This is a genomic window from Kribbella sp. NPDC002412, assembly GCF_053592935.1.
This window is the reverse complement of sequence record NZ_JBSFBL010000049.1, coordinates 49,335-61,950: the sequence shown is the minus strand read 5'-3', so window position 1 is coordinate 61,950 and position 12,616 is coordinate 49,335. Positions and strand designations below refer to the sequence as shown.

Below are 12,616 nucleotides of genomic sequence, written 5' to 3'. Positions count from 1 at the left end.
AGGGCAACACCTACATCGGCGCCCCCGGCGCGGTCCTGGACGGCCGCAAGCGCAATGCGCCCGATGCAGCAGCACCCGCTGGTTCGCCGCCGTGATCCCGAGCAGCTCGCACACTTCGTCGTACGGGCGTCCCTCGACATCCCGCAGTACGACGACCAGCCGCTGTCGCTCGGGGAGTTCGGTCAGCGCGTCGTTGAGGCGATCGCGGACCTCGCCGGTCAGGAGGCCCTGTTCCGGCGTCGGCCAGGCCGGCGGGAAGTCCCACCAGTGACCGGGGAACGGGACGCCGGCCGGTCGGAAGCGGCTCGGGTCGACGGTCGGTCCGGAGTCGTCGACGCTGCTCATCGGCACCACCTTGTGCTCCCGGGTGCCGCGCCGCTTCGCCGTGTTCGTGAGGATCCGGTACACCCACGTCTTCAGCGACGACCGGCCCTCGAACCGGTCGATCCCCTCGATCACCGCCAGCCAGGTCTCCTGCACGACCTCCGCCGCCGACTCCTCGGTCGACACGAACGACCGCGCCACCCGCAGCATCCCGCCGGACCACCCGTCCAGCAGCAGCGCGAACGCATCCTCGTCCCCGCTCCGCAACCGCTCGACCAGTACGTCGTCGGTCATTGCGTCAGCGTAGTGGAGCACGGTTCCGGACCCAGACGAGCGCCGCACCGGCCAGCCCGACCGCGCCGGTCAGCATCCAGCCCGAGACGTACACGCCGAACTGCTTGCTCACGGCACCGAACACCAGCGCGAACGGCGTGAACACCAGCCAGGACACGGCGCCGATCCCGGACACGACCCCGGTCCGGATCTTCGACGGTACGGCGTCGTGCAGCAGGCGGCTGACGTGGATCCCGATCACGACCAGCAGGAAGCACAGCGCAACCATCGCCACGGTCAGCGCGATCAGATCGCGGCTGCTCGTCAGGGTCAGGCAGGCGGCGAGCATGACCAGTACGACGATCGCCACCGGGACCGGCCGGTGGAGGCGGAGCCGGCCGGCGAGCAGTCCGCCGATGCCGAGCGTCGCGACCAGGACGGCCCAGAACGGTCCGTAGTACACGGCCGACGCCTTGAGGGTGATCAGCCACAGCGGTCCGAACTCGAACACCGCCTGCAGGATCATCGCCGCCATGATCGACGCGGCCGCGATCGGGACGAGCCGCCCGCGGTGGGTGATCGCTCGGTAGGTGATGGTGAGGTGGTGCCGGAGCGAGGTCCGCTCGCCGGCCTGGTGCAGGCGCGGCTCGCAGAACCGGGTCAGTGCGACGAGGTAGAGCAGGACGAAGGGGAGGGTGAGGATGTACGTCGCTCGCGTGGACAGGATCGAGGCGAGCCAGCCACCGGCGAGCGCACTCGCCACGAGCGCGACGCTCTCGACGAAGCGGACCCGGCCGATCTCGCGCTCGTACCCTTCGCCGTCGCCGGTCTCCTCGAGCACCACGTCGTACACGACGGCCTCGATGGTCCCGGAGTACATCGCGAAGTAGACCCCGAAGAGCAGCGCGGCCACGATGTAGCTCACGACGTTCTGACTGGCTGCGGCGACCGACACACTCACCACCATCGCCACGCCCGCGAGCATCAGCACACCCCGCCGCGACCACCGGTCCGCCAGCACCCCCGACGCCACCTCAGCCACCGGCACCAACGCCGCATATGCAGCAACCATCACCCCCACAGTCGCCGCATCAAACCCGATCTCCGTCATGAACAACTTCTCAACCGGCACCCACAACGCAAACCCCTGCAAGAACGCCCCCACCCACAAAGGCAGCAGCCGCCGCCGCAGCACGTTGCGGGGTACGGCGTACTGCTCACACGGTGCTGTGGCGACGGCATTCGACATGACTACCTCTGCAGGGCTCGGGTTATCCGGTCAGCTCTGCAGTGTCATGACTGGGCGGGAGTGTTACAGGAGCTTGGTGGCGGTGGCCTGGATTTGGTCCATGTCGCCCGGGGTGGGGTGCCACGGGAGCTTGAGCGGGTCGTCCTTGTAGCGGGGGACCACGTGCAGGTGGGTGTGGAAGACGCTCTGCCATGCCTCCGCGCCGATGCAGCTGAGCAGGTTCGCGCCGTCGGCGTCCAGGCGCTCAATCACCCGGCTGACCAGCGACTGCGCGAGCAGCGTCGCGGCGATCAGGTCCTCGGCGTCCGCCGCCCGGAGGTCCGTGGAGTGCGCCCGCGGCACCACCAGCAGATGCCCCGGCGTCGCCGGGTTGATGTCCATGAACGCGATAGCCCGCTCGCTCGACGCCACCTGCGTCGATGGAATGTTCCCGGCCACGATCCCGCAGAAGAGACAGTTCTCGGTCATCGGCCCAGGCTAATGCCTACCTTCGCAGTACACTGCGCGAGCCGGATCCGCCACCCGAGGAGCCCCATGCCGGACGAACTGCTGCGCCCGACGATCGGCGCCGGTGTGGACATGTCGGTGCGCCCGTGGCGGCTGATGTCCCAGACGTACGTCGCCTTCTTCGGCGGGGTGATCGCCTCGACCACCATCGCGTTCCTGAACGCGCGCCGGCTCGGCGTGGACGCGGCCAAGCAGCGCCTGATCCTGCTCACCGGCGCCGCCGGGCTGGCCGGCGTGATCGCCGTCTTCGCCCTGCTCAACACCGACGACGGCGTCACCTCCGGGCTCCGGATCGCGATCCGCGTGGTGGCCGTCGTCTGCTGCCTGGTCCAGCTCCGCATCCAGCGCCCGATGGACCGCGCCTTCCAGCTCCGCGGCACCGACTACGGCTCCCTGTGGGGCCCGGGCCTCGCGGTGACCATCGGCGGCGCCATCGCAGAAGCACTCATCCTGGTCCTCGTGGCGGTGGCCCTGTGAACGAACCGACCGAAGCCCGCCTCCAGATGGCCGGCCACTGGCTGCAGATCGGCCACCCCGAACGAACCCTCGACGAGCTCCAGGGCCTCTGGGGCGACGCAGCCGTCGACTACCGTGCGTACCTGTTCCGCGGCGCTGCTCTGCACGCCCTGGACCGCAACAACGAGGCCATCGACGTCCTCAAGGACGGCCTGGCCCAGCACGGACCGTTCCTCCCGATGCTGCACGTGCTCGGCTCGTCCCTGCGCGCCGTCGGCCGCCTGCCCGAGGCCGAGGCTGCCTTCCTCCAAGGCCTCAGCCTCGACCCCAACGACCCCGACCTGCTGATCGGCTACGCGCACGTCTGCCTCACCGCCGGCCAGGCCGAGAAGGCGAGCGCCCTGGTCGAGCGCGCCGCCTCGCACGCACCCGAGAGCGCCGCGGTCTCCGCCGCCCGGGCACAGGTCGCCTTCGCGCTCGGCAAGGATCGGGACATGCACCGCCACAGCACCGAGGCCCTCGCGCACGACCCCGAGGACCCCGGCGCCCGAGCCCTGCACGGTACGGCGTCGATGCTCACCGGCGACTCGCGCTCGGGCTACAACTCCCTCGCCTCCGCGGCCGCCTCCCAACCGGGCGACGCCGACCTCCGCGCCGCGGCTCGCGAGGCGAAACTGCTCAACCACCCGCTGATGCGCCCGCTCCGCCCGTTCCAGCGCTTCAACCCCCTGGTGGTCTGGATCGCCGCGGTCGCCGTCATCTACGGCCTCCGCCTGGCCGGCCTGGCACCGCTGGCCTTCCTCGCCGCCATCGGCTGGTTCGGCTTCTGCATCTACTCCTGGGTCGCCCCACCCTTGGTCCGCCGGTGGCTCAACCGCAGGTGGGGCGCATGAACGACCGAATCGCCGCGCTGCGGAAGGCTGTCGAGGCCAACCCGGATGATGTCCTGCTTCGGCTGGTGCTGGCTGAGTCGCTGGTGACTGCCGGCGACGACGAGTCGGCTCTCGATCAGTACGTCGTACTGCTGGACCAGCAGGGGTTGCCGGATGACCAGTTCGTGGCGGTCGGCGAGCTCGCGGCCGCGAACGGGCGGCTCGCGCTGCTGCGGAATCTGCTCGAGGCGGCCCGCCAGCAGGGTGTCGTCGAGGGGACCGGGCGGCTGCAGCAGCTGGTCGACGAGATGATCTCGGAGCGCAGCGGAGTCAAGATCAAGGTCGGTCCCGAGGCCGAGACGCCGTACGAGGTGGACACGCCGAAGGAGACGACGACCTTCGACCAGGTCGGCGGGATGGACGACATCAAGCGGGTCATCCATCGGATGGTGATCCTGCCGCTGAGCCGCCCGGAGCTGTACGAGAAGTACGGCCGGAAGTCCGGCGGCGGCGTGATGCTCTACGGGCCGCCGGGATGCGGGAAGACGCTGCTGGCCCGGGCGACCGCGGGGGAGTGCGGCCTGCCGTTCGTGAACGTCCGGATCGAGGACGTGATGGACCCGTACCTCGGGGTCTCCGAGCGCAACCTGCACGCCGCCTTCGAGCGCGCCCGAGCGAACGCGCCGTGCGTGCTGTTCCTGGACGAGCTCGACGCGCTGGCCTTCGCGCGGCACAAGCACGGCGGATCCGAGGCCCGGCGGCTGGTCGACGTACTGCTGCAGGAACTGGACGCGATCGGCTCCGAGAACGACGGCCTGCTCGTGCTCGCCGCCACCAACGCGCCGTGGGACGTCGACGAGGCGATGCTGCGACCGGGCCGGTTCGACCGAGTGGTCTTCGTGCCGCCGCCGGACGAGCCCGCGCGGGTCGACATCCTGAACGTCCTGGTCAAGGACGTCCCGGCGGACGGGCTCGACCTGAAGGCGCTCGCCGGGCAGACGCCGATGTTCAGCGGCGCGGACCTGCGCGCGCTGATCGAGCGGGGCGTCGACCGGGTGATCGACGAGGCGCTGAGCAGCGGTGGCGAGCCGCCGCTGGCCATGCGCCACCTGACCGAGGCGCTGCCCACGGTCAAGCCGTCGACCCTCGATTGGCTGCACCGAGTCCGCTCGTACATCGAGTTCGCCAACCAGAGCGAGCGGTACGACGACGTCGCGGCGTACTTGCGTACCCGCGACGTCCGTCGCCGCCTCAGCTAACCAGACTTCACCTTGGCCGCCGCCGACTCGGGCATCGGGTCGTAGCGGGCGAACGACCTCGTGAACGACGCGGCGCCGTGGGACAGGGACCGCAGGTCGATGGCGTAGCGGGTGATCTCCACCTGCGGCACCTCGGCCTTCACCAGCGTGCGGTCGTCGCCGATCTTGTCTGTCCCGAGCAGTCGCCCGCGCCGTCCGGACAGGTCGCTCATCACCGCGCCGACCAGCTCGTCCGGCACCATCACCGACACCAGGTCCACCGGCTCCAGCAGGTTCACCTTCGTCGCGGCCGCCGCCTCGCGCAGCGCCAGCCCCCCGGCCATCTGGAACGCCATGTCCGACGAGTCGACGCTGTGCGCCTTGCCGTCGAGCAGTGTGACCCGGATGTTGACCATCGGGTAGCCGGCCGAGACGCCCTTCTCCATCTGCGCCCGGACGCCCTTCTCCACACTCGGGATGAACTGCCGCGGCACCGCCCCGCCGACCACCTTGTCGACGAACTCGAAGTCGGACCCCTCCGGCAGCGGCTCCACTTCGATGTCGCAGACGGCGTACTGACCGTGGCCGCCGGACTGCTTCACGTGCCTGCCGTGCCCCTTCGCCTTCCCGCCGAACGTCTCCCGGAGCGGCACCCGCAGCTCCACGGTGTCCACCGTCACGCCGTACCGGTTCGCCAAGGCGTCCAGTACGACGTCCGAGTGCGCCTCGCCCATGCACCAGAGCACGATCTGGTGGGTCTCCGGGTTCTGCTCGATCCGCAGCGTCGGATCCTCGGCCGCCAGTCGCTGCAACCCGATCCCGAGCTTGTCCTCGTCGGTCTTGGCGTGCGCCTGGACGGCGATCGGCAGCAACGGCTCCGGCATCGTCCAGGGCTTGAGCAGCAGCGGGTCCGCCTTGTCGGACAACGTGTCCCCGGTCTCCGCCCGGGTCAGCCGGCCGATCGCGCACAGGTCACCGGCGACCACCGTGGTCGCCGGCCGCTGCACCTTGCCGAGCGGGAACGACAGCGTGCCGATCTTCTCGTCCTCGTCGTGGTCGGCGTGCGAGCTCTCCCCGAAGAACGACGTGAAATGGCCCGACACGTGAACCGTCGTGTCGGGCCTGATGGTGCCGGAGAACACCCGCACCAGGCTGACCCTGCCGACGTACGGGTCCGACGTCGTCTTCACCACCTCGGCGAGCAGCGCCCCGCTCGGGTCGCAGCTCAGGCCCTTGCGCGGCACACCGTGCGGGGTGAACACCTCGGGCAGCGTGTGCTCGGGCGGCGACGGGAACCCGCTCGTCATCACCTCGAGCAGCTCCTGGGTGCCGACACCGGTCGCGCTGCAGACCGGGACGACCGGGAAGAACGAGCCGCGCGCGACCGCGCGCTCGAGGTCCTCGATCAGCACCTTCTGGTCGATCTCCTCGCCGCCGAGGTAGCGGTCCATCAGCGACTCGTCCTCGGACTCCTCGATGATGCCCTCGATCAGGGTGCCGCGGAGCTCCTCGATCTGGTCCTCGTACGAGCCGTCCGGCTCCGCGATCGAGCGCTTGCCGTCGGCGTACTCGTAGTACTTCTGGGACAGCAGCCCGATCAGCCCGTCACCAGCGGGCAGGTAGAGCGGCAGCACCTTGTCGCCGAACGCTGCCTGCGCGGCGGCCAGCGCGTTCTGGTAGTTCGCCCGGGCGTGGTCGAGCTTGGTGATCACGACGGCCCGCGGCATGCCGACCTGGTCGCACTCGTGCCACAGCGCCTTGGTCGGCTCGTCGACGCCCTCGCTCGCCGAGATGACGAACAGGGCGCAGTCGGCGGCCCGGAGTCCGGCCCGCAGTTCGCCGACGAAATCGGCGTACCCGGGGGTGTCGATCAGGTTGACCTTGATTCCGTCGTGCGGCAAGGAGGCCAGCGAGAGCCCGACCGACCGCTGCTGGCGGATCTCGGCGTCGTCGAAGTCGCAGACCGTGGTGCCGTCGAGGACGGTGCCGGGTCTGGACAGCACGCCGGAGGCCACCAGCAGGGCCTCGACGAGAGTGGTCTTGCCGGTCCCGGACGGGCCGACGAGCACCACGTTGCGGATGGCGGCCGGGCTGTCCACAGCGGGGGCGGCTCCGGTGCCCTGGGAAGTGTTCGTCTTGTCTGCCATGACGTTCCTCCTGGTCCACCCACGATTCCCCCAACGGCCACTCAGCACAAGAGTCTTCAGCTTGCGTTTTCCGCTGACACGTCAGCGTCGTTCCACCGGCGGACCCTCACGCTCGGTACTGTCGCGCCATGCGAAGGGCCCTCTTCACCGCGATCACGCTGCTTCTCACCGCACTGGCGCTCGCCGGTTTCGCGGCACCCGCGTCCGCGGCTCCCGGTGACGAGGTGAAGAGCTTTCGGATCGACTACACCGTCACCCCCGACGGCGTCCTCCAGGTGAAGGAGACGATCGCCTACAGCTTCGGCAGCACCGGCCGGCACGGCATCTACCGCGACCTGGTCATCCGGGAGCCGTGGCGGGACGACGACTCCAAGGACCAGGAGTACCAGGTCTCGAACATCGCGGTGCAGAGCCCGGACGCGCGCGCCGACTTCAGCACCGAGACGACCAAGTCGAACCACGACCGCTACCAGACCCTGCGGATCAAGATCGGCTCCGAGGACGAGACGATCTCCGGGTACGACGCGACCTACGTGATCACGTACGACGTCCGCGGCGCGCTCCGGCACTTCGACGACCACAGCGAGCTGTACTGGGACGCGACCGGCTCCAGCTGGGAGGCCGTCCTCAACGAGGTCACGGTCAACGTCACCGTGCCCGAGGGCGTCACACAGGTCGAGTGCTTCACCGGTACGGCGGGATCGACGCAGGACTGCCCGCAGAAGACGGTCAGCGGCGGGAAGGGCGTCTTCGGCGCCAGTGACCTGCCTCGGGGCGAGCAGCTGACCATCGTCGCCGGGATCAAGCCCGGCGTCGTGAGCAACGACACCCCGATCCTGGTCGACCCGCCGAGCTGGATGGAGCGGGAGGGCATCACCGTGCCCGCGCTGATCACCTCCCTCGCGGCGACGGTGATCGCGATCGCCGGCGCGGTGGTCTACGCGAAGAAGGGCAGCCCGGACCAGCGGTTCGCCGGCCTGCCGCCCGGGACGTTCCCGCCGGACGGGATGGCCGCGCAGCCCGTCAAGGACGAGCTGTCCGAGGACCAGATCCCGGTCGCGTTCGCGCCGCCGCGGATCCCGGTCGCGGAGGGTGGCCTGTTGATCGATGCGAAGGCGAACACGACCGAGACCGCCGCGACGCTGATCGAGCTGGCGGTGCGCGGCGGCGTACGGATCGAGAACACCGGCAACTCGCAGAGCGCCGTACTGGTGAATCCGGCCGCTGCGACGGCGCCGCACGAGCAGGTGCTGCTGTCGGGGCTGTTCCCGTCGCTGCAGCCGGGGGAGTCGGTTGTCCTGCGGCGTGGCGCGGTCGGCGATCACACCATGCGGCGAGCGCACGACGGGATGATCAAGGCGCTGCGGGAGCAGGTGAAGCAGCGCGGGTGGTACCTGCGGATGCCGCGCCAGGGCGGCGGCTCGGTCTTCAAGAACGGATTCGGCTGCGCCTGTATGGCGATGATCGGGATCTGGGTGTTCGGCGCCGGACTGATGGGGACCATCGTCGGGGCGGCGACCGGGGGACTGGGCCGGGCAGTGGTGATCGGGCTGCCGGTGGTCGCGGTGATCGTTGCCATTGGCATCTGGATCGGCAAGCGGGCGCGCGGGCAGCGAAACCCGGCCGGGCGGGCGGTGGCCGATCAGCTGATCGGGTTCCGGAAGTACCTGGCCACGGCGGAGGCGGAGCAGCTGCGGTTCGAGGAGGGCGAGGACATCTTCAGCAAGTACCTGCCCTGGGCGATCGCCTTCGGCCTGGCCGACCGGTGGCAGCGGGTCTGCGCCCAGCTGGTGGCAGCTGGGCGGATCACCCCGGACCCGTACTGGTACGTGGGCCCGTCGTACTACAGCTCGGGCTGGACCGCCGGGGCGCTCAGCAGCACCGTCGCCAGCACCTTCGACCCGCCACCCACTCCCTCCAGCTCCTCGGGCGGCGGCAGTTCCTCCGGCTTCAGCGGCGGCTCCTCCGGCGGGGGCGGAGGCGGCGGAGGCGGCGGCTCCTGGTAGTCCGCCTGCCCCCGGACCGTCTCAGCGCGAGCAGACCCTCAGACCTTGCCGCCGGCAATGGCCGGCGCCGTGGGATCGGAGACCCCACCGTCGCCGGCGCCCTCGCGGGCCAGGAAGTCCTCGAGGTGGAACAGGTTGTCACCGGCCCGCTTCGCCACGTTGACGAGGGTGTTCATCGCGGCGACCTCCTCGACCTGCTCCTTGAGGAACCACTGCATGAACTGCTCGCCGATGTAGTCGCTCTCGTCCCGCGCGGTCCGGGCCAGCGTCTCGACCTGCTTGGTGACGGTGATCTCCTGCTGCAACGCGAGCTCGAGCGGCTCCAGCGCGGACTTGAAGTCGGACTCGACCTCGCCGACGCTCGGGATGTGCGGCTTGATGTCCTTGTCGAGCAGGTACTGCACCATCATCATCGCGTGGTTGCGCTCTTCCAGGGACTGCTTGTAGAAGTGCGCGGCCAGCCGCGGGAGATCCTCGGCGTCGTACCAGACAGCCACTGCCACGTACTGCTGTGACGCGGTGAATTCGTTACGGATCTGTTCTTGCAGAAGTTTCTCGTACGTGCTCATTGCGCCAATCTAGTGGTCCCGAGCGCTTTTCTCACGGTTGGCGAGCCTGCCCTAACCGACTCGATCCGAACCCAGTTCGACCACCTCGGCGCCGCCGCCGGGCAGACTGATCCGGACCGTCGTGCCGTCCACCTCGACATTGATGCCTTCGGCAAGCGCTTCCGGCCGCAGCGCGTCCCGGGTGAGCAGTACGGCGCTCACCAGCACGAGCGGATCGCCGTCGTGCGGAGCCGTCAGGTACGGCGTCGCCGAGTGCACCCCGAACGGGTTGGCGCCCAGTCCACGATGCACCCCGGCCTCGTCGTACCCGTGCAGTCCGACCATCGCCGACAGCAGCCCGTCGGCGTTCCGCGCGGACGCCGCCCGGTACCCGCCGGTTGCCTCAGGCAAGGACTCCCCGGCGACCGCGAACCCGCCGCTGCGCACCATCGCACCGGCCGGCCCCTCGACCAGCGCGCACCGGATCTCCCAGCCCCCGTGCACGACCGAGGTCGTCTCGATCCGCCACGGCCCGCTCGACCCCAACCACGCCTTGTGCCACGACGACGCCGTACGGCCGCTGACCGAGATCCGCCGGATCCGCCCCCGCGCGCTCGACCGTCCGTCGGCATCGACGAGTGAGATCAGGTTGTCGATCCGCGGCGCGTGGTCGGACAACTCCGGACCGGCGTGGTTCGCATACGCCAGCCGGTTGTAGTGCGCATCGCCCTCCGGCTCCACACCCTCAGGCTCAGCGACCGGCGCGTGGTCGGCGCCGTGGTTCACCAGCTGGACCACCTGGTCGTGACGGCTCGCGTGCACGATCCAGCCCGGCGCCGGCATCGCCCGTACCTGGTCCGCGTCGTCCAGCGGCACCGAGCCCTCCGGATCGGTCCACACCGGGTGCTCCGGCGGCAGCACCAACCCGATGAACCCCTTCGAAGCCCAGTACGGCGAGCCGGGACCGGAGTACTGCTGTGTCGTCGGCAGGAACGTGTCGTACCACCCCAGCGTCAGCAGCCCACGCTCATCCGGTACGTCGTGCTGCACGAAGTGCCGCGCGATCCCAGAGCACAGCCGCCGCGTCTGCCCCGGCGACAGGGGAGTGGCATCCAGCAACGCGCCCATCCAGTACGGCGTCGCCGCAGCCATGCGGTAGGTCAGCGACCGCCCCTGGTACACCGGTGCGCCGTCGTTGCCGACCAGGTGGACCGCGTCCTCGAGGAACAGCCGCAGCCGCTCGCGGTAGAGCTTCAGCCGGTCCTCGTACTCCGCACCAGGCGTGGCGGCTGCCATCCGCGTCCACAGCCCCGGGTAGAGGTGCATGGCCCAGCCGATGTAGTTGTCGAAGTTCTGCCCGTCGCCGTCCGAGTACCAGCCGTCGCCGACGTACCAGTCCTCGATCCGGTCCAGCCCGCCGTCGATGTCCTCCTGCCGGTACGGCGCTCCGACCGACGCGAGGAACTGCTCACTCACGACCTGGAACAGACGCCAGTTGTTGTCGTGCGTCGTCGACCCGTTGAACCCGCCGAGCCACTCCGCCACGTGCTCCTGCGCCCGGGTGTCGAGCCGGTCCCAGATCCACTCGCGGGTCTCGTGCAGCGCGACCGCGATCGCTGCGGCCTCGACCATCTGCTGCGACCGCGGGGTCAGCCGCAGCCACGCCTCGGGGTGGTCCGGATTCGCTCCGTTGGCCACGCCCCGCGCGTACCGCTCGATGAGCTGCTCGCAGCCCTTGCCCTGCACACCCGCGATCCGGAACGCGGCCAGCATGAACGACCGCGCGAAGCCTTCCAACGCGTCCGACGCCGTACCAGACCGACTCGGCCGCCCGGGCAGCGCGATCAGTGACGCGCCGGGAGAGAAGTACGGCACCAGCGAGTCGAGTAGGTGATCGGCCAACGCCTCCCAGTGCCCCCGGCTCCACCCGGTCTGACGAGACAGCACACGATCGGTATCAGGCAGGACGAGGCGGGTCATGCGATTCTCCCAAGCTCGGTGGGGCTGATGGCGTGCTGGAGGGGTTGGCCGGCGATCAGGCGTTCGAGCTCGCTGACGGCGAGCTCGCCGAGGCGGGCGATCTCGTTGCCGACGGCGCCGGCGACGTGCGGGGTGACGAAGACGTTCGGCAGGTCGAGCAGTGGCGAGTCCGGCGGCAGCGGCTCGGGGTCGGTGACGTCGAGTACGGCGTCGATCCGCCCGGCCACGCACTCACGCTCGAGCGCGGCCGCGTCGATGATCTTGCCGCGGGCGGTGTTGATCAGCACCGAGCCGTCCCGCAACAGCCCCAGCAGGCGCGCGTCCACGAGACCGACGGTCTCCGGAAGCAGTGGCGCGTGCACGCTGAGGATGTCGCTGCGGGTGAACAGCTCGTCGTTGCTCACCAGCTCGGCGCCGAGCGCGGCCGCTTCGGCCTCGGTGAGGTACGGGTCGCTGATCAGCACGTGCAGGTCGAAGGTCCGCAGCCGCTCGGCGACCATCCGCCCGATCCGTGACGCGCCGAGCAGCCCGACCGTTGTGCCGTAGCTGCCTGGCATCCCGTGCGGGTCCGCCTTCTTCCGCTCGGTCCGGTACTGCGCCGCGAGCCGGAACGCCCGCTTCCCGGCCAGCACGACCGCCGCGACCGTGAACTCGGCGACCGGCAGCGCGTTGGCGTGCGCCGCCGACGACACCTTGATGCCCCGGTCGAACGCCTCGGGCGCGACGATCGCCTTCACCGAGCCTGCCGCGTGCAGGATGGCCTGCAGCTTCGGCGCCGCCTCCAGCACCTCCGGGCTGATCCGCGGGCAGCCCCAGCCGGTGAGCAGTACGTCGACGTCCGGCAGCGCGGCCAGGATCTCCGGGTCGTCGAGGAACGTCCGGCCCGGTCCGACCGGTAGCACGGTGGCGATCGCGTCCAGCCGCTCGCGGACGCGCGGGACGAGGACGCGAGCCCGGCTGGCGTCGTTCATCGCCAGCATGACGGTCAGGGCGGAGTCTGGTTCGCTGCTCACGCT

11 protein-coding genes are annotated in these 12,616 nt (G+C 70.0%); 4 read left to right on the top strand and 7 right to left on the bottom strand.

The window, feature by feature from the left end:
* The 3 genes from ACWCOV_RS31895 to ACWCOV_RS31885 form a co-directional block, all read right to left on the bottom strand.
* Nucleotides 1–618: RNA polymerase sigma factor (locus ACWCOV_RS31895; protein WP_449833046.1), on the bottom strand; the 618-nt coding region annotated here is incomplete at its 3' end.
* Between the two features lie 4 nt (nt 619–622).
* Nucleotides 623–1,846 carry an MFS transporter gene (locus ACWCOV_RS31890; protein ID WP_449833045.1) on the bottom strand — a complete coding sequence of 408 codons (1,224 nt, stop codon included), beginning with the start codon at nt 1,844–1,846 and terminating at the stop codon, nt 623–625.
* Between the two features lie 63 nt (nt 1,847–1,909).
* Nucleotides 1,910–2,314 (bottom strand): HIT family protein, encoded by a 405-nt coding sequence (locus tag ACWCOV_RS31885; RefSeq protein ID WP_449833044.1) that lies wholly within the window; start codon nt 2,312–2,314, stop codon nt 1,910–1,912.
* Nucleotides 2,315–2,380: 66 nt separating this feature from the next.
* Here ACWCOV_RS31885 and ACWCOV_RS31880 point away from each other — a divergent pair, with 66 nt between their 5' ends.
* From ACWCOV_RS31880 to ACWCOV_RS31870, 3 genes are read left to right on the top strand one after another with little or no spacing between them, the layout of a single operon-like run.
* Nucleotides 2,381–2,830, top strand: coding sequence for a hypothetical protein (locus ACWCOV_RS31880; protein ID WP_449833043.1), 450 nt, complete (start codon nt 2,381–2,383; stop codon nt 2,828–2,830).
* Nucleotides 2,827–3,702: a tetratricopeptide repeat protein gene (locus ACWCOV_RS31875; RefSeq protein ID WP_449833042.1), complete on the top strand. Its 876-nt coding sequence runs from the start codon at nt 2,827–2,829 to the stop codon at nt 3,700–3,702. Before ACWCOV_RS31880 ends, ACWCOV_RS31875 begins: the two co-directional genes overlap by 4 nt.
* A complete protein-coding gene (locus ACWCOV_RS31870) occupies nt 3,699–4,940 on the top strand; it encodes a tetratricopeptide repeat protein (protein WP_449833041.1) in 1,242 nt (413 codons plus the stop codon). The genes ACWCOV_RS31875 and ACWCOV_RS31870 overlap by 4 nt, the downstream gene beginning before the upstream one ends.
* On the opposite strand, the gene ACWCOV_RS31865 is transcribed toward ACWCOV_RS31870, so the two are convergent.
* The gene (locus ACWCOV_RS31865) at nt 4,937–7,066 is read right to left on the bottom strand and encodes an elongation factor G-like protein EF-G2 (protein WP_449833040.1); all 2,130 of its coding nucleotides are present in this window, start codon (nt 7,064–7,066) and stop codon (nt 4,937–4,939) included. The genes ACWCOV_RS31870 and ACWCOV_RS31865 overlap by 4 nt on opposite strands.
* A gap of 128 nt (nt 7,067–7,194) precedes the next feature.
* Between ACWCOV_RS31865 and ACWCOV_RS31860 the strand changes: the two genes are divergently transcribed.
* The gene (locus tag ACWCOV_RS31860; RefSeq protein WP_449833039.1) at nt 7,195–9,072 is read left to right on the top strand and encodes a DUF2207 domain-containing protein; all 1,878 of its coding nucleotides are present in this window, start codon (nt 7,195–7,197) and stop codon (nt 9,070–9,072) included.
* A 38-nt stretch (nt 9,073–9,110) separates the two neighbouring features.
* On the opposite strand, the gene ACWCOV_RS31855 is transcribed toward ACWCOV_RS31860, so the two are convergent.
* The 3 genes from ACWCOV_RS31855 to ACWCOV_RS31845 are packed head-to-tail and all read right to left on the bottom strand — an operon-like array spanning nt 9,111 to nt 12,613.
* A complete protein-coding gene (locus tag ACWCOV_RS31855; protein ID WP_449833038.1) occupies nt 9,111–9,641 on the bottom strand; it encodes a ferritin in 531 nt (176 codons plus the stop codon).
* A gap of 51 nt (nt 9,642–9,692) precedes the next feature.
* Complete coding sequence (locus ACWCOV_RS31850) at nt 9,693–11,600, bottom strand: DUF2264 domain-containing protein (protein WP_449833037.1); 1,908 nt, start codon at nt 11,598–11,600, stop codon at nt 9,693–9,695.
* On the bottom strand, nt 11,597–12,613 hold the full coding sequence (locus ACWCOV_RS31845; RefSeq protein WP_449833036.1) for a hydroxyacid dehydrogenase: 1,017 nt from the start codon (nt 12,611–12,613) through the stop codon (nt 11,597–11,599). The genes ACWCOV_RS31850 and ACWCOV_RS31845 overlap by 4 nt, the downstream gene beginning before the upstream one ends.
* Nucleotides 12,614–12,616 lie beyond the last annotated feature (3 nt).